Annotated in this window: 21 protein-coding genes; 3 read left to right on the top strand and 18 right to left on the bottom strand. The window is 71.5% G+C overall.

The genetic code is table 11. The annotated features are described in order from the left end of the window. Window positions 1–8 precede the first annotated feature (8 nt). Window positions 9–1,754: an N-acetylglutaminylglutamine synthetase gene (gene ngg, locus FZ046_RS16005; protein ID WP_070351629.1), complete on the bottom strand. Its 1,746-nt coding sequence runs from the start codon at window positions 1,752–1,754 to the stop codon at window positions 9–11. Beyond that, window positions 1,751–3,562 (bottom strand): N-acetylglutaminylglutamine amidotransferase, encoded by a 1,812-nt coding sequence (locus FZ046_RS16000; RefSeq protein WP_070351725.1) that lies wholly within the window; start codon window positions 3,560–3,562, stop codon window positions 1,751–1,753. Before FZ046_RS16000 ends, ngg begins: the two co-directional genes overlap by 4 nt. A gap of 176 nt (window positions 3,563–3,738) precedes the next feature. Between FZ046_RS16000 and FZ046_RS15995 the strand changes: the two genes are divergently transcribed. Beyond that, complete coding sequence (locus FZ046_RS15995) at window positions 3,739–4,617, top strand: D-alanyl-D-alanine carboxypeptidase family protein (protein WP_407664399.1); 879 nt, start codon at window positions 3,739–3,741, stop codon at window positions 4,615–4,617. Window positions 4,618–4,694: 77 nt separating this feature from the next. After that, entirely contained in the window at window positions 4,695–5,534 is an 840-nt protein-coding gene (locus FZ046_RS15990) for a D-alanyl-D-alanine carboxypeptidase family protein (RefSeq protein WP_149484272.1), read from the top strand. On the opposite strand, the gene FZ046_RS15985 is transcribed toward FZ046_RS15990, so the two are convergent. Beyond that, a complete protein-coding gene (locus FZ046_RS15985) occupies window positions 5,521–6,444 on the bottom strand; it encodes a cyclase family protein (protein WP_070351627.1) in 924 nt (307 codons plus the stop codon). The genes FZ046_RS15990 and FZ046_RS15985 overlap by 14 nt on opposite strands. Window positions 6,445–6,543: 99 nt before the next feature. Between FZ046_RS15985 and FZ046_RS15980 the strand changes: the two genes are divergently transcribed. Continuing rightward, on the top strand, window positions 6,544–8,136 hold the full coding sequence (locus FZ046_RS15980) for a diflavin oxidoreductase (protein ID WP_070351626.1): 1,593 nt from the start codon (window positions 6,544–6,546) through the stop codon (window positions 8,134–8,136). Here FZ046_RS15980 and FZ046_RS15975 read toward each other — a convergent pair. The 15 genes from FZ046_RS15975 to coaD form a co-directional block, all read right to left on the bottom strand. Continuing rightward, window positions 8,130–9,215 (bottom strand): amidohydrolase family protein, encoded by a 1,086-nt coding sequence (locus FZ046_RS15975; protein ID WP_070351625.1) that lies wholly within the window; start codon window positions 9,213–9,215, stop codon window positions 8,130–8,132. The genes FZ046_RS15980 and FZ046_RS15975 overlap by 7 nt on opposite strands. Next, complete coding sequence (ffh, locus tag FZ046_RS15970) at window positions 9,215–10,789, bottom strand: signal recognition particle protein (protein ID WP_070351624.1); 1,575 nt, start codon at window positions 10,787–10,789, stop codon at window positions 9,215–9,217. Before ffh ends, FZ046_RS15975 begins: the two co-directional genes overlap by 1 nt. A gap of 45 nt (window positions 10,790–10,834) precedes the next feature. After that, window positions 10,835–13,333: a [protein-PII] uridylyltransferase gene (locus FZ046_RS15965; protein ID WP_070351623.1), complete on the bottom strand. Its 2,499-nt coding sequence runs from the start codon at window positions 13,331–13,333 to the stop codon at window positions 10,835–10,837. Window positions 13,334–13,409: 76 nt separating this feature from the next. Beyond that, window positions 13,410–13,748 carry a P-II family nitrogen regulator gene (locus tag FZ046_RS15960; RefSeq protein WP_070351622.1) on the bottom strand — a complete coding sequence of 113 codons (339 nt, stop codon included), beginning with the start codon at window positions 13,746–13,748 and terminating at the stop codon, window positions 13,410–13,412. A 42-nt stretch (window positions 13,749–13,790) separates the two neighbouring features. After that, entirely contained in the window at window positions 13,791–15,074 is a 1,284-nt protein-coding gene (locus FZ046_RS15955) for an ammonium transporter (protein WP_070351723.1), read from the bottom strand. Window positions 15,075–15,282: 208 nt separating this feature from the next. Then, window positions 15,283–16,662 (bottom strand): signal recognition particle-docking protein FtsY, encoded by a 1,380-nt coding sequence (gene ftsY / locus FZ046_RS15950; protein ID WP_099045816.1) that lies wholly within the window; start codon window positions 16,660–16,662, stop codon window positions 15,283–15,285. A gap of 62 nt (window positions 16,663–16,724) precedes the next feature. After that, window positions 16,725–20,318, bottom strand: coding sequence for a chromosome segregation protein SMC (gene smc / locus FZ046_RS15945; RefSeq protein WP_149484271.1), 3,594 nt, complete (start codon window positions 20,316–20,318; stop codon window positions 16,725–16,727). 37 nt (window positions 20,319–20,355) lie between these two features. Further along, entirely contained in the window at window positions 20,356–20,646 is a 291-nt protein-coding gene (locus tag FZ046_RS15940) for an acylphosphatase (protein ID WP_070352223.1), read from the bottom strand. Beyond that, complete coding sequence (locus FZ046_RS15935) at window positions 20,643–21,044, bottom strand: OsmC family protein (protein WP_070352222.1); 402 nt, start codon at window positions 21,042–21,044, stop codon at window positions 20,643–20,645. The genes FZ046_RS15940 and FZ046_RS15935 overlap by 4 nt, the downstream gene beginning before the upstream one ends. A 35-nt stretch (window positions 21,045–21,079) precedes the next feature. Continuing rightward, the gene (gene mutM / locus FZ046_RS15930; protein WP_070352221.1) at window positions 21,080–21,937 is read right to left on the bottom strand and encodes a bifunctional DNA-formamidopyrimidine glycosylase/DNA-(apurinic or apyrimidinic site) lyase; all 858 of its coding nucleotides are present in this window, start codon (window positions 21,935–21,937) and stop codon (window positions 21,080–21,082) included. After that, a complete protein-coding gene (rnc, locus tag FZ046_RS15925) occupies window positions 21,930–22,673 on the bottom strand; it encodes a ribonuclease III (protein WP_070352220.1) in 744 nt (247 codons plus the stop codon). Before rnc ends, mutM begins: the two co-directional genes overlap by 8 nt. Next, entirely contained in the window at window positions 22,670–23,281 is a 612-nt protein-coding gene (locus FZ046_RS15920) for a YceD family protein (RefSeq protein ID WP_070352219.1), read from the bottom strand. Before FZ046_RS15920 ends, rnc begins: the two co-directional genes overlap by 4 nt. A gap of 51 nt (window positions 23,282–23,332) precedes the next feature. Continuing rightward, a complete protein-coding gene (gene sepIVA, locus FZ046_RS15915; protein ID WP_070352218.1) occupies window positions 23,333–24,070 on the bottom strand; it encodes a cell division protein SepIVA in 738 nt (245 codons plus the stop codon). An 85-nt stretch (window positions 24,071–24,155) separates the two neighbouring features. Further along, window positions 24,156–24,722, bottom strand: a complete 567-nt coding sequence (locus FZ046_RS15910; protein ID WP_070352217.1) for a hemerythrin domain-containing protein — start codon at window positions 24,720–24,722, stop codon at window positions 24,156–24,158. Window positions 24,723–24,803: 81 nt separating this feature from the next. Next, window positions 24,804–25,280 (bottom strand): pantetheine-phosphate adenylyltransferase, encoded by a 477-nt coding sequence (gene coaD / locus FZ046_RS15905; RefSeq protein WP_070352216.1) that lies wholly within the window; start codon window positions 25,278–25,280, stop codon window positions 24,804–24,806. Window positions 25,281–25,282: the final 2 nt, after the last annotated feature.

The following is a 25,282-nucleotide window of genomic DNA, read 5'->3' as shown; positions in this document are numbered from 1 at the left end:
GGCGGGGGTCAGTCTTGCTCGACGGGCCCCGGCTGCCACGCCCACGGCGTGGCCGCGGTCCGTGGGAACAGCAGGTCGACGAAAGCCTGTGCGGTGGGCCGAGGTTCGTGATTGGCGAGCCCGGGACGCTCGTTGGCCTCGATGAAGACGTACTCGTCACCCTGCACGGACGGCACCATGAGATCGATGCCGGTGACCGGGATGCCGATCGCGTCGGCGGCGTCGACGGCCACCTTGGCCAGCGTCGGGTGCACCTCATCGGTCACGTCGACGATCGTGCCGCCGGTGTGCAGGTTGGCCGTGCGCCGCACGACGAGGTGGGAGTTGGTGGGCAGGACGTCGTCGAGCTTCCAGCCCGCCTCCTGCACCGTGTCCTCGGTCACGTCGTCGACGGGGATCACCGATTCGCCGTGCGTCGCGGCCGAGCGCCGCCGGCTCTGCGCCTCGATGAGCTGCCGGATGGTGTGCTTGCCGGTGCCGACGACCTCCGGGGGGCGGCGCACCGCGGCGGCGATCACCTTGCCGTTGATGACGACGAGGCGCAGATCGTCGCCCTCGCAACGCTCTTCGAGGATGACGTCCGGGCAGTGCTTGGCGGCCCACGCGATCGCACGATCGAGGTCGTCGGGCTTGCTCACCCCGACCGTGATGCCGGCGCCCTGCTCGCCGCGGGCTGGTTTGACGACCACGGAGCCGACCTCACGCATGAAGCCGTAGTCGCTGTCGTCGAACGCTGCTGTGCGGCCGCGCGGGACGCGGATGCCGGCCTCGGAGACCACCTTGCGCGCCACCCGCTTGTCGTCGCAGCGACTCATGGCGACCGCATTGGTCAACTCCGACAACGATTCTCGCGTCACCACGCTGGTACCGCCATGGGTGAGGCGCAGGTAGCCGCCCTTGCCGTCGAGCACCTCGACCGCGATGCCGCGCATGATGGCCTCGTCGGCGATGATGCGGGCGTAGGGGTTCAGTTCGGCGAGGCCCTCCTCCTCCTGCACGGGGGCGAACAGCTTCTCGTTGATGGCGTTCTTGCGCTTGATGCCGAGTGGGGGGACGCGCTCGAAGCCCATCCGCTCGTACAGCGCGATGGCGCCCTGGTTGTCATGCAGCACCGAGAGGTCCATCTGACGCCGTCCCCGGCGCATGAACTCCTCGACCAGCGAGCGGACCAGCAGGCCGCCGATTCCCGGACGCAGCACCGTGGGATCGACCGCGAGGCACCACAGGCTCGAGCCGTTCTCCTCGTCGCCGAACAGCTGCGCGTGGTCGATGCCGGTGACGGTGCCGACCACCGTGCCGGTCTCGTCGTCGACGGCGACGAGGTAGACCATGTGCTCCTCGGCCCGCACGTTGTGCCACATCAGGTCCACGTCGGCGGGCACCATGCGGCACTGCACGTAGATCTGGTTGATCGCCGCGCAGTCCTCGATCGAGTCGACGGCCCGGATCGACACCCCGGACACGTCCGACGGGCGGTACTCGCCGGGGGCGTCGAAGTACAGCCGGTAGGTGAACGACGGGTCGATGAAGAACTCGTGCGGGTGCAGCGCCACGAACACGTGCGGCGCATCGAGGTACATGCCGATGTCGCGGCGGCCGGTGGCCTCGGCGCGCAGGGCGTTGCCGAACTCGTCTGGATCGTCGAAGGTCTGGCCGAAGACCAGCCTGCCCCAGCCGAGGTCCTGGACGACGCCGCGGGCGCGGCCGGCGTCGTCGGTGCTCGGGTGACTCTCGGTGTCGGACACCACGGTCATGCCACTCCGTCCACGTGCCGGGCCAGCCACAGCTCCAACAATCCCAGCTGCCACAACGGGTTTCCGCGCAGCGGCGTCAGGTTGCCGTTCGGGTCGGCGAGCATCGCGTCGACCGCCTTGGGTGCGAACAGATCGCGCGAACGGGCCGCCTCGCTGTGCAGCGCGTCGCGCACCAGGTCGAGGTAGGGCCCGGCCAGGTGCTTGAGCGCCGGCACCGGGAAGTACCCCTTGGGCCGGTCGATCACTTCGGCCGGGATCACCTGGCGGGCAGCCTCCTTGAGGACGCCCTTGCCCTCGTAGGCGGTCTTGAGTTCCGGCGGGCAGGTGGCCGCCAGCTCGACGAGTTCGTGGTCGAGGAACGGCACGCGCCCTTCCAGCCCCCAGGCCATGGTCATGTTGTCGACGCGCTTCACCGGGTCGTCGACGAGCATCACCGTGGTGTCCAGCCGCAGCGCCCGGTCGGTGCCGGTCTGCGCCCCGGGCTGGGCGAAGTGGCGCAGCGCGTATTCACCGGAGACGTCGTCGCCGAGCCGCCACTGCGGCTGCAACAGGGCGTTCAGCGCGTCGTGGTCGCGGTCGAAGAACGCGGTGCGGTACCGCGCCAGCGCGTCGGCGGGGTCGTCGTCGCGGGCGTGTGCCATGGGCGGGTACCAGTGGTAGCCGGCGAAGATCTCGTCGGCGCCCTGACCGGACTGCACGACCTTGACGTGCTTGCTCACCTCTTCGGACAGCAGGTAGAACGCGACGCAGTCGTGGCTGACCATAGGCTCGCTCATCGCGCCGATGGCCCCCGACAGCGACGGCAGCATCCGGGCGGTGTCGATCCGGATCTGGTGGTGGTCGGTGCCGAAGTGGCGGGCGATGACGTCGGAGTACTTGAACTCGTCGCCCTCCTCGCCACCGGCGGCCTCGAAGCCGATGGAGAAGGTCTGCAGGCCGTGCTGGCCGGCCTCCGCGAGCAGACCGACGATCAGACTCGAGTCGAGGCCGCCCGACAGCAGGCAACCGACCGGTACGTCGGCGACCAGCCGGCGCTCGACGGCGGTGCGCAGCGAGGCGAGCACGGCCTCCTGCCAATCCCGTTCCGACCACCCGGCGCGCTCGGCCGAACGCTCGAACTCCGGTGTCCAGTAGGTCTTCTCGCTACGCGTCCCGTCCGGCTCGATGCGCATCAGGGTGCCCGGCGACAGCTTGCGCACGCCCTTGAGGATGGTGTGCGGCGCCGGGACGACGGAGTGGAAACTCAGGTAGTGGTGCAGCGCCACCGGGTCGAGGTCGGTGTCGATACCGCCTGCCGCCAGCAGGGCCGGCAGCGAGGAGGCGAAGCGCAGCGCACGACCGCCCGTCGGTTCGACGACGTCGGCCCAGTACAGGGGCTTCACGCCGAGGCGGTCGCGGCCGAGCACCACCCGGCCGCTGTCGGTCTCGGTGATCGCGAAGGCGAACATGCCGAAGAGGTGGTCGACGACGTTCTCGCCCCACTCCTTGTATCCCTTCAGCACCACCTCGGTGTCGCTGTGGGAGAAGAAGCGGTAGCCCTTGCCGAGCAGTTCGCGGCGCAGCTCGGGGTAGTTGTAGATGCAGCCGTTGAACGCGACGGTCAGGCCGAGGTCGGGGTCGTGCATCGGCTGGTGGCCGTTGCTCGACAAGTCGATGATCGCCAACCGCCGGTGGCCCATGGCCACCCGCTCTGAGGACCAGGCACCGGAGCTGTCCGGCCCGCGCGGCACCATCGCGTCGGTCATGGCGGCCACCGCCGCGAGGTTGGCCGGACGGCCCGTGGCGATCTCGCCGGCTAAGCCACACATGGAGTTCGCGTCACCCTTTCGTTCGCGGGCGACCCGTTTCGGCTGGTCGTCGCCGTGGGTACCGGCATGTCGCATGGCGGTAGCCACGAATGTCGCCCTCGTCAGTAACTGCCCCAAGATCATTGTCGCCAAACCCATTCCTCGCGACCGGAGGACAGCGGTTAGGCTGCTGGCCCGTGGGGAAGTTCACACTGGCCGCCGCGACGGCTCTGACCTCGATCTTCACGGGTGTGGGCGCACCGGTGGCGACGGCGGACATCGACGTGGCGCCGGTCGGCGCGCTCCCGGTGCCGGATGGGCCGGCACCGGCGTGGATCGTCGCCGACATGGATTCCGGGCAGATCCTCGCCGGACGCGACCAGTACGTGACGCACGCGCCGGCGAGCACGATCAAGACGCTGCTGGCGCTGGTGGTGCTCGACGAGCTGCCCCTCGACGCCACCGTCGTGGCCGACGAGCACGACACCGCCGTCGAGTGCAACTGCGCCGGCGTTCGGGCCGGTCAGACCTACACCACCGAACAACTCCTGGACGGGCTGCTGCTGGTCTCCGGCAACGACGCCGCCAACACGCTGGCGCACATGCTGGGCGGCACGGACGCCGCGGTGGCGAAGATGAACGCCAAGGCGGCTTCCCTGGGCGCCACGGCCACACGGGCCGGGTCGCCGTCGGGCCTCAACGGTCCCGGCATCGACGGCTACACCACGCCGCACGACCTCGCGGTGATCTTCCGTGCGGCGCTGGCCCACCCGGAGTTCGCGGCGATCACCGGTTCGCGCACCGCACCGTTCCCCGGCAAGGACGGCCCGGTGACGCTGGTCAACCAGAACGAGATGCTCGACCGGTATCCCGGCATGCTCGGCGGCAAGACCGGCTTCACCGACGTCGCCCGCAAGACCTACGTCGGCGCCGCGCAGCGCGACGGCAGGCGCCTGGTGGTGGCCATGATGTTCGGCCTGGTGAAGGAGGGCGGCCCGACGTACTGGGACCAGGCCACCCGGCTGCTGGACTGGGGCTTCGCGCAGGATCGCTCGGAGAGCGTCGGCGCGCTGTAGGGGTCCGTTCCCCCACGGCGACGATCGAGACCGCGGCGAGACCTCGGCGAGTCCCGCGGCTCGTAGCCTCGGCATCCGTGCCGTCTCCTCCAGCCGCGCATTCGCGTCGGCTGCTCGCCGCCCTCGCCGCCACGGGCGTGCTGCTCGCCACGTCGACGGTGCCCGCCGGTGCGCAACCCGCCGTCGAACCGGCCGCCGCCATCGCCGACGGGCCCGCCAAGGCGTGGCTGCTGGCCGATGTGGACACCGGCGCCGTGCTGGCCGCCAAGGACCCCTACGGGGCATACGCACCCGCAAGCACGATCAAGGTGCTGCTGGCGATGGTGGTCCTCGACCACCTGAGCCCGGACAACTTCGCGCGGGCGAACGCCTCGCACACCAGGATCGAGTGCTCCTGCGTCGGGCTGACGCCCGGCACGCCGTACACCGTGCGACAGCTGCTGTCGGCGCTGCTGATGGTGTCCGGCAACGATGCGGCCACGATGCTCGCGGACATGCTGGGCGGCCAACGGGTCGCGGTCGCGGCGATGAACCGCAAGGCGGCCGCCCTCGGCGCGCGTAGTACCCGCGCCGCGTCGCCGTCGGGGCTCGACGGGCCGGGCTGGGAGTCGGTCACGTCCCCGCACGACCTCGCGGTGCTGTTCCGCGCAGCACTCGGCCAGCCGCTGATCGCCGAGCTCGTGCGCCAGCCGTCGGCGCCGTTCCCCGGCCGCACTCTGACCAACCAGAACGAGCTGCTGAGCCGCTACCCCGGCGATATCGGCGGCAAGACCGGCTACACCAACCTGGCGCGCAAGACCTACGTCGGCGCTGCGCAGCGCGGGAACCGACGGCTGGTGGTCGTGCAGATGTACGGCACCGGCGACCTCTACGGACAGGCCACCGACCTACTGGACTGGGGCTTCAGCCGGCCTTGACGGGCAGCTGGGCGAACGCCCGCACTGGGAAGGTGCCGAAGCCCTCGACGGCCGGCGGCGCAGCGGTGAAGGTGGCGCCCGACGGGGGCAGTGCGGCCAGGTTCGTCAGGTGCTCGACGACGTGCACACCCGCACCGAGCAGCAGCGTGTGCGCGGGGCGCTCTCCCCCGGACTCGGTGTCGTCGACGTTCACCGAGTCGATGCCGACCAGCACGGCGCCGGCGGCGATCAGGTACTCGGCCCCGTCGGCGGTGAGGAACGGCGCACCGCGACCGTAGGCCGGAGTGCCGAAGTGCGCGTCCCAGCCGGTGTGGAGCAGGACCGCGGCGCCGCGGACGTCGCGGTCGGCAAGCGTGGCGGCCTGGATGCCGCGACGGTCCGACGACCATGCGTCGGTCAGGTGGAACACCTCGGCGCGCAGACCGACCAGCGTGGCCAGGTCCAGACCCGCGAGGTCGGCGCCGTCGGCGTAGCGATGGTACGGCGAGTCCAGATAGGTACCGGTGTTGCCGATCATCGTGATGACGTCCATGGCGAATTCGGTGCCCGGCGCATACCGGGCGCGGGAGTCCTCGCGGGTGAGGTGCGCGGTGATCTCCGGCGCGGGCAGTCCCGGGTACGTGGTCAGGCCGGCACGGATCGGGTGGCTGAGGTCGACCACGGCCGCCGTCGGCCCGGTTTCGGGGCGCGGGACGCCGCGGCTGCCCCGGTGGGCCTCGGCGACGATGCGCAGGTCGTGCAGCGCGACGGTGTCGACGAGCGTCAGCCCGAGGTGAGTGACGAGCAGGCGGGCGATGGCGGCTTCGTCGAGGTCGGCCGCGGGAACGTCGAGCCGGAAGCCGTGTCCGGTGAGGTCTCCGGAATTGGCGAAGCGGATCTCGAAGTCGAAGACGGCGCGGTACTCGGGCATCGGCGAAGCGTAGAGCCCACCGGCCTGAGGGAGCACCCCATATTCGGATTCACCGAAGTAAGGTCGCCCTAACTTCGAACTGACCCGAGGGGGTGCACCATGACCGACGTCTCGCTCGTCGTCGCCTTCGGCACCGACATGGGCAACGCCGAGGACGCCGCCATGACCTTCGCCGAAGGCGTCGCCGACATCGGCATCGACGTCTCGGCCCGCGAGTTGAATCAGGTGGACCTCGCCGAGCTGCGCGACGCGACGCACTTCGTGGTGGTGTGTTCGACGTTCGGCGAGGGCGAGTTCCCCGACAACGCCCTGCTGTTCTGGGAGGCGCTGTCCGCCGCGGACGCCGTCCGGCTCGACCACCTGTCCTTCGCCGTCCTGGCCCTCGGCGACACCTCCTACGAATCGTTCTGCAACGCCGGGAAACTGCTCGACACCCGGCTCGAGGAGCTGGGCGCGACGCGGCTCACCGACCGCGTCGACGTCGACGGTTTCTACGAGCAACCCGCCGCCGCCTGGACCACCGACGTGGTGAAGCTGCTGCAGGCCGAACTGGGCACTGCCGAGCCGCCGGCGGTCGCCACCACTGTCCGTCCGGACCGCGACCGCGGGCCCGTGGCCGCCCGGTTGGCCGTCAACCGGCGGCTCAACCACCCCGACTCGGACAAGGAGGTCCGGCACTACGAGATCGACCTCGCCGCAACGGGAATCACGTACCGGGCGGGCGATTCCCTGGCGGTGCACGCCACCAACGATCCCGTCCTGGTCGCCGCGCTGCTGCAGCGTTTCCGCGTCGGTCCCGATCATCGCGTGGCCGACCACGACGCCCCGCTGGGCGTGTTGCTCGCCGAGCGGTGGGAGATCCGGACACCCTCGCGCGCCCTGCAGGCCCTCGTCGCGGCGCGCACCACGAACGCCGACGCCGCAACGGGCTTGGCGACCGGCGATGCGTTGACCCCGGGTGCCTACGCCTACGGCCGCGACGTCCTCGACCTGCTGGCGCTGGCCGACCTCGACCTCGACGAGGTCGTGGACACGATGCGCCCGTTGCAGTCTCGCGACTACTCGATCGCGTCGAGCCCGCTCGTCCATCCGGACCGCGTACACCTCACCGTCGCGACGGTGCGCTACGCCCGGGGCGAGCGCCGCCACGGCGGCGTGGCGTCGACGTTCCTCGCCGATCGCGGCGAACGGCTGCGGGTGCAGCTGCGGCCCAACAACGCCTTTCGGCTCCCCGCGCCGGACGTGCCGATCATCATGGTCGGCCCCGGCACCGGGATCGCCCCGTTCCGCGCCTTCCTGCAGGAGCGCCGCGCGACCGCGGCGACCGGGCCCTCGTGGCTGTTCTTCGGCGACCGCAGGCGCGCGACCGACTACCTGTACGGCGACGACCTCGACGGCTTCGTGGCCGACGGCACGCTGAGCCGCCTCGACCTCGCCTTCTCCCGCGACCGCGCCGACGGACACAAGGTGTACGTGCAGCATCTGATGGCGGCTTGTGCCGACGAGCTGTTCGGCTGGCTGAGCGACGGTGCGCACCTGTACGTGTGCGGCGACGAACGGCACATGGCCCGTGACGTCGATGCGGCGTTGCGCGCCATCGTGTCCGGCGCCGGTGGGCTGACCGCCGACGACGCGCACGCCTACGTCAACGACCTCATCAAGACCCACCGCTACGTGCGCGACGTCTACTGACCGCGGTAGGGCACCCCGCGCAGGATCACCAGGTCGGGCCGGTCGAGCGCCCCCGCCTCGCGCGGATCCGCGGTGAAGCACAGCAGATCCGCCGACGCACCGTGGGAGAGTCCGGGTCGGCCCAGCCAGGCCCGCGCGTCCCAGCAGGCGGCGCCGAGCGCCGCCGTCGGGTCCATGCCGATGCCGCGCAGGGCCGCCACCTCGTCGCCGATGCGGCCGTGGGCGATCATGCCCCCGGCATCGGTGCCCGCGTAGATCCGCACGCCCGCCTCGTGCGCCGCGCCGATCCGCGTCGGGCACTTCGCGTACAGATCCCGCATGTGGGCCGCGTAGGTGGGGTACTTGCTTGCGGCGTCGGCGATTCCGGGGAAGTTCTCGATGTTGACGAGCGTCGGCACCAGCGCGGTGTCGTGCTCGAGCATCAGGTCGATCACGTCGTCGGTGATGCCGGTGCCGTGCTCGATGCAGTCGATGCCCGCGGTGATCAACCCCGGCAGCGCGTCCTCGCCGAAGACGTGCGCCGTCACCCGGGCGCCCTCGGCGTGGGCGGCGGCGATCGCCGCGCGCAGGACGTCGTCCGACCACAGCGGCGTGAGATCGCCGACGCCGCGGTCGATCCAGTCGCCGACGAGCTTGACCCAACCGTCCCCGAAGCGCGCCTGCGCGGTCACGTAGGCCGGCAGGTCGGATTCGTCGGCGACGTCGATGGGCAGACCCGGTAGGTAGCGCTTGGGCCGCGCGAGGTGCCGCCCGGCGCGGATGATGCGCGGCAGGTCCTCGCGGTCGTCGAAACTGCGGGTGTCGACCGGTGATCCGGCGTCGCGCAGCAGCAGCGCGCCCGCGTCGCGTTCGGTGCGCGCCTGGGCGACGGCCTCGTCGTGCGGCACGGCACCGCCCGGCCCCAACCCGACGTGGCAGTGCGCGTCGACCAGGCCGGGGATCACCCAGCCTCCGTCGAACACGGTGTCGGCGCCGGGGATCGGCTCGGCGCTCAGCACGCCGTCGTGGATCCACCACTCGACGGGCCCGCCGTCGGGCAGGCCGTGGCCCCGCACGTGCAGACGGGCGGGGCCGGTCACTAGTTCTTCGGGAACTTCAGCTTGGACAGGTCGATGTCGGCGAGCCCGGGCGGCAGTTCGTCGAGGCCCTTCGGCATGTTGGACAGATCCGGGAACCCGGCGGGCATGCCCGGCATCCCGGCGCCCAGCGGGTTGCGGTTCTTCGGCGGTGTGGGTCCGCGCCCACCCTTCTTCTTGCCGGCCTGCTTGTTCTTGCCCTTGGCGGCCTTGCGCTGATTGCCCTTGCGCCCGAACGGCATGCCCATCTGACCGGCCATCTGCGACATCATCTTGCGGGCCTCGAAGAACCGGTCGACGAGCTGGTTCACCTCGGACACCGTGACACCGGAGCCGTTGGCGATGCGCAGCCGGCGGGAGGCGTTGATGATCTTCGGGTCGGCCCGCTCGGCGGGCGTCATGCCGCGGATGATGGCCTGCACGCGGTCGAACTGGCGGTCGTCGACGGCGGCCAGCGCGTCCTTCATCTGGCCGGCACCCGGCAGCATGCCGAGCAGGTTGCCGATCGGGCCCATCTTGCGAATCGCGAGCATCTGCTCGAGGAAGTCCTCGAGCGTGAGTTCTCCGGACCCGATCTTCGCGGCGGCGGCCTCGGCCTGCTGCGCGTCGAAGACCTGCTCGGCCTGCTCGATGAGGGTCAGCACGTCACCCATGCCGAGGATGCGGCTGGCCATGCGGTCGGGGTGGAAGACGTCGAAGTCCTCGAGCTTCTCCCCAGCGGACGCGAAGAGGATCGGCACGCCGGTCACCTCGCGCACCGACAGCGCGGCGCCACCGCGCGCGTCACCATCGAGCTTGGTCAGCACCACGCCGGTGAAGCCGACGCCCTCGCGGAAGGCGTCGGCGGTGGTGACGGCGTCCTGACCGATCATCGCGTCGAGGACGAACAACACCTCATCGGGCTGGACGGCGTCGCGGATCGCGGCCGCCTGGCCCATCAGCTCCTCGTCGATGCCGAGTCGTCCCGCGGTGTCGACGATGACGACGTCGTAGTGCTTGGCGCGCGCCTCGGCGAGGCCCGCGGCGGCGACCTCGACGGGATTGCCCGCGGTCATCTGCTCGATGGTGGCGCCGTCGGGCGAGACGCCCGGGTGCGGCGCGAACACCGCCACACCGGCGCGCTCGCCGACGATGCGGAGCTGGTTGACCGCGCCGGGACGCTGCAGGTCGCAGGCCACCAGCAGCGGCGTGTGCCCCTGACCCTTGAGCCAGCGGGCGAGCTTGCCGGCCAGCGTGGTCTTGCCCGAGCCCTGCAGGCCCGCGAGCATGATGACCGTCGGCGGGGTCTTGGCGTAGGTCAGCTGACGGGTCTGCCCGCCGAGGATCCCGACGAGTTCCTCGTTGACGATCTTGACGACCTGCTGCGCCGGGTTCAGCGCACCAGAGACCTCGGCGCCCTTGGCGCGCTCCTTGATGCGGCCGATGAACTCGCGCACCACGGGCAGCGAGACGTCGGCCTCGAGCAGAGCCAGCCGAATCTCGCGCGCGGTGGCGTCGACGTCGGCATCGGACAGCCGGCCCTTGCCGCGTAGGCCGGACAGTGCCCCGGTCAGCCGATCGGACAGGGATTCAAACACCCGACCAGCCTAACCGGGCGGGTGCGGCGTCGGCCCACGCCACCATCAGCTGGCCTCGGGAACCTTCTTCTTGGGCGGCGGCGCGGGCAGCACCGCGTACAGCGCCCGCTCCAGTTCGAGGCGCGCCTGCTCGCCGGCGGCCCCGCGGAACCCGGGCGGCACGGTGAGCCCGAAGACGTCGACCACCGAGGAGCCGAGCGTCGTGACCCGCGCCCAGGACACGTCCAGACCGTCCCGTTCGATCACCGCCGCCAGCCGGGCCAGCAGCCCACTGCGGTCGACGCTGCGGATCTGCACGGCCAGCTGCCCGTCCTCGGCGTCGGGGTCGGTGTCGGACCACAGGACGCGCGGCGGTGCGACGGCGGGATTGCCCGGCACCGCCGCGGGGATCTCACCCGCGCGGTGCGGCTGGCTCGCCGCGGCCTCGGCGTCGCGGCGCTCGAGGGAGCCGATGACGTCGAGGTCGCCGGCCAGGGCCAGGATGAACTGCTGGCGCAGCAGTTCGGCGGCGGGTGGCGAACCGAAGTGCGGCGACACCGTGAAGGTGTTGATCGCGGTGGCGTCGGCGCTGTTGACCGACGCCGAGTGCACGCGTAGCGCGTTCAGCGCCAGGATGCCGGCGGCCTTGGACAGCAGACCGCGCTGGTCGGGCGCGATCATCGTCACCTCGAAGAGGTGCGGTCCCGCGGCGGTGAGGTCGACGTGCACGCCGCCGGAGGCGGCCAGCGCCAGGTACCGCGGGTCGACGGGATCGGGGTGCGGCAGCGGCTCGCCGGTCATCACCAGCCGGCAGCGGCGCACCAGGTCCCCGATGAGGGCGGCCTTCCAGTCCCCCCACACGCCCGGTCCGGTGGCCAGCGAGTCCGCCTCGGCGAGCGCGTGCAGCAGTTCCAGCAGCACCGTGTCGCCGCCGAGCTTGTCGACCACGGTGGCGATGGTCTTCGGGTCCTGCAGGTCGCGGCGGGTGGCGGTCTCGGGGAGCAACAGGTGGTAGCGCACCATTGCCGACAGCACGTCGACGTCCTCGCGCCACAGCCCCAGCCGGGTGCCGATCTGGGTGGCGAGGTCGGCCCCGATGACGCTGTGGTCACCGCCGCGGCCCTTGCCGATGTCGTGACACAGTGCGCCCAGCATCAGCAGGTCCGGCCGCGACACCCGCGTCGTGAATGCGCTTGCGCGCGAGACGGTTTCGACGAGGTGCCGGTCGACGGTCCAGATGTGCACCACGTCGCGCGGCGGAAGGTCGCGCACCGCACCCCATTCGGGGAACAGCCGGCCCCACAACCCGGTCCGGTCGAGCGCCTCCACGGTGGCCACGGTCGACGGGCCCGCGGCGAGCATCACCAGCAGGTCCTTGAGCGCCGCGGTCGGCCACGGCGTGCGCAGTTCGGGCGCGGTCTCGGCGAGCCGGCTGAGCGTCGAGGCCGCCATCGGCAGCCCGGTGGTGGCCGAGGCGGCCGCCACGCGCAGGCTGAGGCCGGGATCGCGTTCCGGGCGGGCGCCCTTGGCGAGGATCACCTCGCCGTTGAATTCGACGACGCCCTCGTCGAGCGGTCGGCGCAGCGGGCGGCGCAGTGCGGCGAAACCGCGGCGCGGCAGGGCGTTCGCCGCGGTGCGCAGGCCCGCGTCCACGTAGTAGCTGATGGTGCGGGCGGCGTCGGACAGCGTGCGGGCGAGGTCGAAGCGGTCGCCGATGCGCAGCGACGCGCCGATCTCGTCGGCGTACTGGGCGAGCATCGTCTCGCGACCGCGCCGCGACACCCGGTGCAGTTCGGTGCGCACGTTGAGCAGCGCCAGGTGGGCCCCGCCGAGGGTGCCGGTCGGCGAGGCGAGTGACGGACTGGGATAGACGTCGGCCAGCTGGGCGATGGCCAACGCGTTGAGCAGCTGGACGTCACGCAGTCCCCCGCGCCCGTTCTTGAGGTCCGGTTCGGCGCGGTGGGCGATCTGACCGCTGCGCTGCCACCGCGCCTCGGCGTGTTCGACCAGCGCGTCGAAGCGGCCCGCGATGCCGGTGCGCCACTGCCGACGAGCCCCGCCGATCAGCAGCGCCGACAGGTCGGCGTCACCGGCGATGTGCCGCGCGTCCAGCATCGCCAGGCCCGCGGAGACGTCGTCCGCGGCGACGTGCAGCGCCTCGGGCACGGTGCGCACGCTGTGGTCGAGCGAGATATTGGCGTCCCACAGCGGGTACCACAGCAGCTCGGCCACCTGCGTGACGATCTCGCGCGGCATGTCGTCGTGCAGCAGCATGAGATCGAGGTCGGAGTAGGGCAGGAACTCGCCACGACCCAGCCCGCCGGTCGCGACGATGGCGAAGCCGCTGGTCGGCGTGATGCCGATCTCGGCGGCCTTGGTGGTCAACCAGAATTCGTGCAGATCGAGCAGCGCGTCCCGCAGCCCGGCCGAATCCAGTTGCCGCGCACCGCCGTCGAGTAGCTGCCCGGCCGCCTTCACGAGATCCGTGGCCGGACGCGACGATCCCGCCGGCGGGGCCTCCCAACGGGGGGCCCCGGCGGCGGGATCCGGTGTCTGCTTGGTCATCTCGGCCCGTTCCCTCCGGTGCTGTCGATCGTTGCCTGGTGCATGGTCGGGGGACGGTGCCGGGATCAGCCGCGCATCAGATGGCGTCGGCCCCCCGTTCCCCGGTGCGCACCCGCACCACGGTGTCCACGGAACTCACCCAGACCTTGCCGTCACCGATCTTGCCGGTGCGGGCGGCCTGAACGATGACGTCCACCACCTTGTCGACGGCCGATTCGTCCACCAGCACCTCGACCCGGACCTTCGGGACGAAGTCGACGGAGTACTCGGCGCCGCGGTAGACCTCGGTGTGGCCCTTCTGACGTCCGTAACCCTGGACCTCGCTGACGGTCATCCCGAGGATGCCCGTCTGCTCCAGGCCCGTCTTGACGTCCTCCAGCGTGAACGGCTTGACGATCGCGGTGATCAGCTTCATGTAGTCGGATCCCTTCTGCAGGTTCTCGTGAATTCTTCCCGATCAAGCCAGTTCGTAAGCGGTTTCCGCATGCTCGGCCTCGTCGATGCCGTTGTGCTCGTCCTCCGCCTCGAGCCGCAGACCCACCGTGAACTTCACGATGAGCGCCACGACGGCCGTGCCGATCGCCGAGTACAGCAGTACCGCACCGGCACCGACGGCCTGACGCCACAGCTGGTCGAAACCGCCACCGTAGAACAGGCCGGACACACCGGCCACCGCCTCCGGGGTGGCGACCAGCCCGACGAGCAGCGTGCCGACGATACCGCCGACGAGGTGCACGCCGACGACGTCGAGCGAGTCGTCGAAGCCGAACTTGAACTTCAGACCGACGGCCAGCGCACACAACACGCCGGCGACGACGCCGATGATCAAGGCGCCCAGCACGTTCACCGAGGAGCAGGACGGCGTGATGGCGACCAGGCCCGCCACGATGCCCGACGCGGCGCCCAGGGACGTGGCGTGCCCGTCGCGGATGCGTTCGGTGAGCAGCCAGGCCAGCATCGCGGCGGCCGTGGCGATGGTGGTGGTGACGAACGTCGAACCGGCCGCACCGTTGGACGAGGTCGCCGAACCCGCGTTGAAGCCGTACCAGCCGAACCACAGCAGACCGGCGCCCAGCATCACGAACGGCAGGTTGTGCGGCCGCATCGGCGTGCCCGGCCAGCCGCGGCGCTTGCCGAGGATGATCGCGAGGACCAGACCGGCGGTGCCGGCGTTGATGTGCACCGCGGTGCCGCCCGCGAAGTCCACCGCGGCGAGCTTGTTGGCGATCCAGCCGCCGGTCTCGGCGGTGACGCCGTCGAAGGAGAAGACCCAGTGCGCCACCGGGAAGTACACCAGCGTCGCCCACAGGCCGGCGAACAGCAGCCAGCCGCCGAACTTGATGCGGTCGGCGACGGCGCCCGAGATCAGCGCGACGGTGATGATGGCGAACATCAGCTGGAAGGCCACGAACACCGTGGCCGGCAGCGTGCCGACGAGCGGGATGTTCACCGCCGCGGCGGCTTCCACGCCGGCCGACGCATCGGGGACGACCTCGGCCGCGCCGTTGCCGCCGATGAGGCCCTTCAGTCCGAAGAACTGGGTGGGATCACCGAACAGGTTGAACTTGTCCTCGCCGAAGGCCATCGAGTAGCCGTACAGCGCCCAGAGCACCGTGACCACGCCCATGGCGCTCACGCTCATCATGATCATGTTGAGCACGCCCTTGGCGCGGACCATGCCGCCGTAGAAGAACGCCAGGCCCGGCGTCATCAACAACACCAGCGCCGCACTCGCCAACATCCATGCCGTGTCGCCGGTATCCGGCAACCCCAGCGTCGGGAATTGGTCCACTCGCGATTTCCTCCTTCGCCCATGCCACGGTTGATCACCGGTGACCTAGGCCAAGACAATGCGCAGTGGTTGTTTCGCCGACGACGCAGCGGCGTTTCGCGGAGGTGAACGGATCGGCCCTTTGCGTTTCGGTGACGTTAACCACCTGCTCGCGCGGTCACCCCAGGAGGGCGTCGACGAACGCGGCGGCCTCGAACGGCGCCAAATCGTCCGGCCCCTCGCCCAATCCGACGAGCTTCACCGGCACGCCGAGTTCCTGCTGCACGCGGAACACGATCCCGCCCTTGGCCGTTCCGTCGAGCTTGGTGAGCACCACCCCGGTGATGTCGACCACCTCGGCGAAGACGCGCGCCTGCGGAAGGCTGTTCTGACCGATGGTCGCGTCGAGCACCAGCAGCACCTCGTCGACCTCCGCACGCTTGCCGACCACGCGCTTGACCTTGCCGAGTTCGTCCATCAGACCGGTCTTGGTGTGCAGCCGGCCGGCCGTGTCCACGACGACGACGTCCGCGCCGGTGGCGATGCCCTTGTCGACCGCGTCGAAGGCGACCGACGCCGGGTCGGCGCCCTCGGGCCCGCGCACGACCTCCGCGCCCACCCGCGCGGCCCAGCTCTGCAGCTGATCGGCCGCGGCGGCGCGGAACGTGTCCGCCGCGCCGAGCACGACGCGCCGGCCGTCGGCCACCAGGACGCGGGCCAGCTTGCCAACGGTGGTGGTCTTGCCGGTCCCGTTGACGCCCACCACCAGCAGCACCGACGGCTTGTCGGCGTGCGGCAGCGCGCGGATCGAGCGGTCCATCTCCGGGTGCAGCTCGGTGATCAGCACGTCGCGCAGCACCGCGCGGGCGTCGGCCTCGGTGCGGACGGTGCTGCTGGCCATCCTGCTGCGCAGCGACGCGACCACGGACTGGGTGACCACCGGCCCGAGGTCGGCGATCAGCAGCACGTCCTCGATGGCCTCCCAGGAGTCCTCGTCGAGGTCGCCGCCGCCCAGCAGACCAAGCATGCTGCGGCCCAGCGCGCCCTGTGACTTGGCGAGCCGGCCGCGCAGGCGTTCGAGGCGGCCCTCGGCCGGCGCGATCGGCTCGATCTCCGGTGCCGGCGGTGCGGCGGTCTCCGGAGCTGCGGGCGCCTCCGGGGCGAGTGTCTCGGGCGCCTCCGGCGCGGGTGCTGCGGGCGCCTGCGGCGCGGGCGTCTCGGGCACCGTCGGCGGCGCGGTGTCGACCGGCTCGGGCAGCGTGACGTTCGCGATGGTCCGCTTCGGGGCATCGCGCGGGACGGTGGCGTCGTCGCCGACGGCCGGCAGCCCGCTGGTGTCGATCCGCTCGGCGGGCTGGGCGGGAGGCGGCGCGGTCGTCGTCTGGCTGAACGTGATGCCCGAGGACGCCTTGTAGCCGCCGGAGCGGTCGATCGGGGTGGTGCCGTCGGGCGGCGTCAGGCTGATGCGGCGCCTGCGGTAGCGCACCAGTCCGACGACCAACGCGACGACGACCAGGACGGCGATCACCGCGATGGCGATCCAGAGGGCTGGCGGCAGAGTCTGGGTCACGCGGCCATTGTCTCAGGACGCGTCGGCGGCGATACGCCCGCGTGCGGCGCTCAGCCCGCGGGCGCTACCAGTTCCTGGCCGCGCATGCGCTGCGAGATGACCTGCGTGATGCCGTCGCCCTGCATGGTGACGCCGTAGAGCGCGTCGGCGATCTCCATGGTCGGCTTCTGGTGGGTGATGACGATGAGCTGCGAGCGTTCCCGCAGCTGCTCGAACAGCCCGAGCAGCCGGCGCAGGTTGACGTCGTCGAGCGCGGCCTCGACTTCGTCCATGATGTAGAACGGCGACGGCCGCGCCCGGAAGATCGCCACCAGCATGGCGACCGCGGTCAGCGACTTCTCGCCGCCGGAGAGCAGCGACAGCCGCTTGACCTTCTTGCCGGGCGGTCGGGCCTCGACCTCGATGCCGGTGGTCAGCATGTCGTCGGGGTTGGTCAGCAGCAGCCGACCCTCACCGCCGGGGAACAGCGACGCGAACACGCCGGTGAACTCGCGCTCGACGTCGGCGTAGGCCTCGGTGAATACCCGCAGGATGCGGTCGTCCACGTCGGAGATGACGTCCAGCAGGTCCTTGCGCGCAGCCTTGACGTCCTCGAGCTGCGTCGACAGGAAGGTGTAGCGCTCCTCGAGCGCCGCGAACTCCTCGAGCGCCAGTGGATTCACCCGACCGAGTTCGGCCAGCTCGCGTTCGGCCTTCTTGGCCCGCCGCTCCTGGGTCGGCCGGTCGAAGGGCATCGGGGCCGGCTCCACGACCTGCTCGCCGCGTTCGCGGGCCTGCTCGTACTCGGTCATCTCCAGCTCGGTCGGCGGCAGCGGCACCTGCGGCCCGTACTCGGCGACGAGGTCGGCGACCGCCATGCCGAACTGGTCGAGTACCTGCGCTTCGAGCTGTTCGATGCGCAGGGCGGCCTGCGCCTTGGCCACCTCGTCGCGGTGCAGCGCGTCGGTCAGCGTCGTGAGCCGCGCACCGAGTTCGTTCACCTGGGTCCGCGCGCGGGCCAGCCCCTCGCTGCGCACGCGGCGCTCCTCGGCGAGCTGGTCGCGGGTGCGCGACGCGACGGCCACCGCCTCGGCGAGCCGGGCGGCGACCAGCCGGCCGGCGTCCTCGACGGCGGCGGCGACGCGGGCGGCGCGCTCGCGGGCCTCCTTCGCCCGGCGCGCCCGCTCCCGGGCCTCGCGTTCGGCAGCCGCGGCGCGGCGCAGCGAATCCGCCCGTCCGCGAACGGCATTGGCGCGCTCCTCGGCGGTGCGGACGGCGAGGCGAGCCTCGACCTCGACCGCCCGGGCCATCTCGGCGGCTGCGGTCGAGGTCTGCCGGTCCACCGGCGCGGCCTCCAGCGTGGGTGCCTGCTGCGCGTTGTGCAGGCGCTCCTCCAGGGCGGTCAGTTCCTCGACGGTCCGCGTCCGTCCTGCTTCGAGTTCCTCGCGCTGCCGGATGAGGCGCTGCCACTCCTCGTCGGCGATGCGGGCCTCCTGGCCGAGCCGGCCGAGCTGTTCGTAGATCGACGAGATGGCGGCGTCCGACTCGTTGAGCGCGGCGAGCGCCTGTTCGGCGGCGTCCTGACGGGCGCGCTGCTCGGTCAGGGCGCCGGCCAGCGCCGCCGCGAGTTCGTCGACCTGGCGTTCGGCACGCTCGAGGTCGGCCGTCGCGGTGTCGATGGCCGACGAGATCTCCAGCGTGCTGGGCTTGCGGTCCGAGCCGCCGGTCACCCAGCCGGCGCCCAGGAGGTCGCCGTCGGCGGTCACCGCGCGTAGCCGGGGGCGCTGGGCGACGAGCCGCTGGGCGGCCGCGAGGTCCGTCACCACGGCGACGTCGCCGAGCAGTGCGGTGACGGCGCCGCGCAGCCGCGCCGGGACGTCCACCAGGTCCAGCGCCCACGTCGCGCCGTCGGGCAGGTCACCGCTGCCGCGGTGCGCGGCCAGATCCTCCGGCCAGTCGCCGAGCAGCAGCGCGGCGCGTCCGCCGTCGGCCTCCTTCAGGGCGGCCACGGCGTCGCGCGCGGTGCCGAAGTCGTCGGCGGCCAGCGCGTCGGCCGCGGCGCCGAGGACGGCGGCGATCGCCACCTCGTGTCCCGCGCGCACCTTGACCAGCGTCGCGACCGACCCGAACAGGCCGGCGTCGCCGCGGTGGTCCCGCAGCCACGCGGCACCGTCGCGGCGGTCCAGGGTGACCGCGAGCGCTTCGATGCGGGCGCGCAGTGAGGCGACCTGGCGTTCGGCGCTGCGCTCGGCCGCCTGCAGTTCGGCGACCCGCTCGTCGGCCAGGCGCAGGGCGGCGACGGTGCGATCGTGGTGTTCGTCGAGGCCGGCCTCGCCGGCGTCGAGTTCGCCGACGCGGCTCTGCACGGTCTCGAACTCGGCCCTGGCCGCCTGGGTGCGGGTGGCGGCCTCCTCGATGCCGACCGTCAGGCGGGCCACGCCCTCGTCGGTGGATTCGACCCGGGTGCGCATGGTGTCGACCTGACCGGCGAGACGGGCCACGCCCTCGCGGCGGTCGGCCTCGGCGCGCGCGGCGGCCAGGTGCGCGCGTTCGGCCTCGGCGGCGACGCGTTCGCGCTCGGCGAGTTCCTCGCGGGCGGTCTCCAGCCGCAGTCGGCACTCCTCGAGGTCTTCGAGGAGTTCGCGTTCGTGTTCGGCGACCTCGTCGGCCTCGGCGTCGAGGGCCTCGGGGTCGGCGCCCGGTGAGCGGTCGGGGTCGGCGTCGAGCATCTGGGCGCGGTCGCGGGCGATGCGGATGGTGGCGCCGACCCGCTCGGCCAGCGACGACAGCCGGAACCACGTCTGCTGGGCGGCTTCGGCGCGTTCGGACAGTCCGGCCACCGCCGCCTCGTGTGCGTCGAGTTCGATGGCGGCGGCCTCCAGCCGGGTGGTCACCTCGCCGTGTTCGCGGCGCAGCGTCGTCTCCGCCTGGTTCGTGTCGTCGAATTCGGCCTGCCGGGTGACCAGGTCGTCGGCGGCCAACCGCAGGCGCGCATCGCGGAGGTCGGCCTGGATGGTCTGCGCGCGCCGCGCCATCTCGGCCTGCCTGCCGAGCGGCTTGAGCTGGCGGCGCAGTTCGGTGGTGAGGTCGGTCAACCGGGCGAGGTTGGCCTGCATCGAGTCCAGCTTGCGGAGCGCCTTCTCCTTGCGCTTGCGGTGCTTGAGCACCCCGGCGGCTTCCTCGATGAAGGCGCGCCGGTCCTCGGGGCGCGATTCGAGGATCTCCGAGAGCTTGCCCTGACCGACGATGACGTGCATCTCCCGCCCGATGCCCGAGTCGCTCAGCAGCTCCTGCACGTCCATCAGACGGCAGCCGCTGCCGTTGATCTCGTACTCCCCCGCGCCGTCGCGGAACATCCGCCGGGTGATCGACACCTCGGAGTACTCGATGGGCAGGGCGTTGTCGGAGTTGTCGATCGTCAGCGTCACCTCGGCGCGGCCCAGCGGCGCGCGCGACGACGTGCCGGCGAAGATGACGTCCTCCATCTTCCCGCCGCGCAGCGTCTTGGCGCCCTGCTCGCCCATCACCCACGTGAGGGCGTCCACGACGTTCGACTTGCCCGAACCGTTCGGCCCCACCACGCAGGTGATGCCCGGCTCGAAGCGCAGAGTCGTCGGCGAGGCGAAGGACTTGAAGCCCTTCAGCGTCAGACTCTTCAGATGCATGGCGTGTGACCCTACCTTCCGGCGTGGTGCCCGGCGGTCACCTCTCGACGAAGCCGTCGAAGGGCTGACCTGCGCTCGACCAGTCCTCGACCACCGTGTCGACCCGGCCCGGCGTGGCCTCGCCGCGCAGGGCGTCGAGCAGCTGCTCGCATGCGTCGCGGCGGCCCTGGGCGATGACGTGCACGCGACCGTCGGGCTTGTTGGCGGCGAAGCCGGTGAGCCCGAGTTCCAGGGCCCGGGCCCGCGTCCACCACCGGAACCCGACGCCCTGCACGTGGCCGTGCACCCAGGCGCTCAGCCGGACGTCGTCGGCGTCGGACGCACTCACGAGATCTCGAAGCGCACCTCGGTGCCGGACTTCAGCGTCCGCCCGACGGTGCACACCCTGTCGATCGACCGCTCCACGATGGTCCGCAGCTTGGCCACCTCGGCTTCGGAGAGACCGGACAGGTCGATCTCCATGCTCTCCTCGAGCAGCGGGTAGCGCTCCTGGTCGCGGTCGGCGGGCCCGGAGACGCGAATGGTGGTCTGGTAATCGTCGCCGAGGCGGCTGCGCAGCGGATGGTCGCTCGACATACCGCTGCACGCCGCGAGTGCGATCTTCAGCAACTCACCGGGGGTGAAGACCCCTTCGACGTCCTCGGAGCCGACGAGCACCTCCGCGCCCCTGCTGCTCTTGCCGGTGTAGCGGCGCACCCCGGTGCGCTCCACCCACAATTCGGTCATGTGGCCTCCGATCCCTTCTCGTATCCCCGCACCGCTCAACCACGCGGGCGGGGCTGGCATTTCGGGCAGTAGAACGACGAGCGGTTCATGAACTTGTCGCGACGCATCACCGCGCCGCAGCGCCGGCACGGTTCGCCCTCGCGGCCGTAGGCGTCCAGGGAGCGGTCGAAGTACCCGGACTCGCCGTTGACGTTCACGTACAGCGAGTCGAACGACGTGCCGCCCTGTCCCAGCGCGTCGCGCATGACGTCGGCGGCGTGGTCGAGGATCGCCGCGAGTTTCGGCCTGCTCAACGCCTCGGCGAGCCGGGCGCCGTTCACCTTGGCCCGCCACAGCGCCTCGTCGGCGTAGATGTTGCCGATGCCCGACACCACGGTCTGGTTGAGCAGCTGCCGCTTGATCTCGGAGTGCTTGCGCCGCAATGCATTCACGACGGCGTCGCGGTCGAACAGCGGGTCGAGCGGGTCACGCGCGATGTGCGCGACCGGCTCGGGCAGCTCGGTGCCGTCGACGGTGACCATGTCGGACAGCATCCAGCCGCCGAACGTGCGCTGGTCGACGAAGCTCAGCGACAGGCCGTCGTCCAGCAGCGTGGCGATGCGCAGGTGTTCGGTGCGGGCGACCGGTCCCAGCAGCATCTGGCCGCTCATCCCGAGGTGCACCACGAGGGCCTCGCGCGGGCGGTTGCCGCCGAGCACCAGCCACAGGAACTTGCCGCGCCGGCCGGTGCCGACGATCTCGGCATCGAGCAGGCGGGCGGTCATGTCGGCGGGCCCGGCCTCGTGCCGGCGCACGGCGCGCGGATGGTGCACGCGCACGGCGGTGATCCTGCGGCCGGTGACGTGGGCGTCGAGCCCGCGGCGTACGACCTCGACCTCGGGCAGCTCAGGCATCGGGCATATCGGGCACCGCGGCGTCGGACGGGCCCGGCTGCGCCGCCTCGGAGTCCAGCGCGGTCCACGCCTGGGCGGCCGCCTTGATCTCGGCGTCCTTCTTGGTGGTCCCGACGCCGGAGCCGTACTCCTCGCCGTTGACGATCACCGCGGCGGTGAAGACCCGGTCGTGGTCCGGGCCGTCGGAGGTCACGACGTACTTGGGAACGCCGAGGCCGCGGGAGACGGTGAGTTCCTGCAGGCTGGACTTCCATTCCAGGGCGGCGCCGAGCGACGGCGCCGCGTCCAGCAGGCCGCCGAACAGGCGCAGCACCACCCCGCGGGCCGCGTCGAAGCCGTGTTCCAGGTACACCGCACCGAGCAGCGCCTCGACGCCGTCGGCGAGGATGCTGGCCTTGTCCGCGCCGCCGGTGACGACCTCGCCGCGGCCGAGCAGCAGGAACGACCCGAGCCCGGTGTCGGCGAGGCCGCGCCCGACGCTCGCCAGCGCCTGGGTATTGACGATGCTGTTGCGCAGCTTGGCCAGCTCACCCTCGGGGCTGTCGGGGTGGCGGCGGATGAGGATGTCGGCGATGAGCAGGCCAAGGACGGCGTCACCGAGGAACTCCAGGCGCTCGTTGGTCGGCAGCCCGCCGTTCTCGAAGGCGTAGCTGCGGTGGGTGAGCGCGATGGTGAGCAGCTCCTCGGGCAGCGTCACGCCCAGCGCGTCGAGCAGTGGCGTCCGATCGGCCGTCACCCGCGGGCCCCGTCGGAGACCTCGCCGTCGGGGTCGGTGGGGAGCATCGCGGCGAGCTTCGCCCAGCGCGGGTCGATCTTGTCGTGCTGATGGCCGGGCTCCGCCTCGGCCAGCGGTACACCGCAGTCCGGGCACAGCCCTTGGCAGTCCTCGGTGCACAGCGGCGAGAACGGCAGCGCCAGGCCGACGGCGTCGACGATGGGCTGTTCGAGGTCGATGGTGTCCGGCACGCCGGAGGCGCCGACGCGGGCCACCTCGTCGGCCTCGGTGGTGGCCTCGGTGACGCTGTCGGGGTAGGCGAACAGCTCGGTCAGGTCGATGTCGACCCGGCCCGTCACCGGGGTGAGGCAGCGCGCGCACTCGCCGGTGGTCGGCGCGGACACCGTGCCGGTCACCAGCACGCCCTCCGACACCGCCTGCAGGATCAGATCGAGGTCGATGGGCGCACCCGCGGCGATCGCCACCAGTTCGACGCCGATGCGTGCGGGCGCCTCGACCGTCTCGTGCAGGTCCTGCACCGAGCCCGGCCTGCGGCCGAGGCGCGCCACGTCGACGACGAACGGCGACCGTGCGGCGTGTCGCGTGCCGGTGGCCTTCGTCCGTGTCATGCCGTCATCCTACGACCGCGCGGCGACGTCATCCGCCGCGCGGCAACGGGCTCAGCGCTGGGCGTAGTCGTGGGTGCCGGCGGCGGTGCGCAGTTGGTGCCGGCCGCGGCTGACCGAGCGCAGCGTGCCGTTGAGGTAGTCCTCGAACTCGGCGAGCTTGCTGTCGACGTAGATGTCGCACTCGCCGCGCAGGCGGTCGGCCTCGGCGTGGGCGGCGTCGACCATGCGGGTCGCCTCCATCGTGGCGGTCTGCACGATCTCGGTCTGGGCCACCAGGCGCTGCTGCTCCTTGATGCCCTCCTGGACGGCCTTCTCGTAGGCGAGGTTGCCGCTCTCGATGAGGCGGTCCGCCTCCGACTTCGCCCGGCCGGTGGAGGCCTCGTACTCGCGCTTGGCGGTGGCCGACATGCGGTCGGCCTCGGCACGCGCCTCGGCGACCATCCGCTCGCTGTGCTGGCGGGCCTCGGCGACCATCCGGTCGGCCTGCCCCTTGGCGTCCGACAGCAGCCGGTCGGCCTCGGCGCGTGCATGGTCGACCAGCGAATCGGCTTCCGCCGTCGCGTTGTTGACCATGTTCTCGGCGTGCTCCTTGGCGTCGCGCAGCATCGCGTCGCGGGCGTCGAGGACGTCCTGGGCGTCGTCGAGTTCGCCGGGGATGGCGTCCTTGATGTCGTCCAGCAGTTCCAGGACGTCACCGCGCGGCACCATGCAGCCTGCCGTCATCGGCACGCCGCGGGCCTCCTCGACGATGGCCCCCAGCTCGTCGAGCGCTTCGAAAACTCGGTACACGGCGACACCCTCCAGGCGTAGTTGTTGAGACCAGTGTGCCTGGTGTTGCGCGTGTGACTCGGCTTTGCGGCGCGGTGTGTCGCGTTCAGCGCAGCACGGCGCCGATCGCGTCGCGGGCCCGGTCGAGCATCGACGCGAACGGTCCGACCGCGAAGTTGAGCGTCGCCGACTCGACGCCGGGATGCGGCCGCGTCGGCGCGATGGCCTCTGCGGCGCGCACCGCGGCGGCCATCGCCTTGAGCTGTCCGGCGTCGAGATCGCGTTGCAGCGAGTCGAATTCCTCGGCCTCCTCGGCGTCGGCGTGCTCGACGACGGCGTCGCGGAACTTCGCCAGCGCCGGGAGGAACTCCGGTGCGGCGACATCGGTGTCCTCGAGCGCGGCGAGCATCTCCTTGGCCCGGTGCTCCTCGGCGAGTCGGGCGTCGACCACCTCGTCGCCCGCGGCGCCCTCGCCGCGGGCCCGCGGGTGCACGATCATCTCCTCGGCGGTCTCGTGCACGGCCAGCAGTTGGCGCAACTCGGTGAACGCGGTGCGGCGCGCGTCGTCGGACGAGGCGGAGAACACCTCCTCGAACAAGTCCTTGATCAGGTTGTGCTGATCCTTGAGGAACCGGACGACGTCATCGGTGGATTGAACGAACGTCTCGACCATGGCCGAACCTCCCGTGCGGGCGGAGAAGGGGATGGCGACGGGGCTGCGTCGCCACGCCCGGCCTACCCGTGCGGGCCCGGTTCAACCGCCGAGCTTGGCTCGCAGCCCGTCGTTGACCGGCCCGGGCAGCAGGTCGGACACGTCGCCGCCGAGCCCGGCCACCTCCTTGGCCAGCGACGACGACACGAACGCGTACCGCGGGTTGGTCGCCACGAAGAAGGTGTCGACGCCGGCGACGTGGGAGTTCATCTGCGCCATCTGCAGCTCGTACTCGAAGTCGGTGCTGCTGCGCAGCCCCTTGACGATGGCGGTGATGCCGCGTGCCTTCGCGAAGTCGACCACCAGACCCTGCCCGGACTCGGCGCGCAGGTTCGGCAGGTGCGTCGTGGACGCGCGGATGAGGTCGATGCGCTCCTCGGCGGTGAACATGCCCTTCTTGTTGGGGTTCACCAGCACCGCGACCACGACCTCGTCGAACTGGGCGCACGCCCGCTCGAACACGTCGACGTGACCGAGCGTCACCGGATCGAACGAACCTGGACACACCGCGCCGCTCATGG

The sequence above is a fragment of the Mycolicibacterium grossiae genome, from assembly GCF_008329645.1.
Lineage (GTDB): Bacteria > Actinomycetota > Actinomycetes > Mycobacteriales > Mycobacteriaceae > Mycobacterium > Mycobacterium grossiae.
This window is presented reverse-complemented; position numbering and strand designations above follow the sequence as displayed.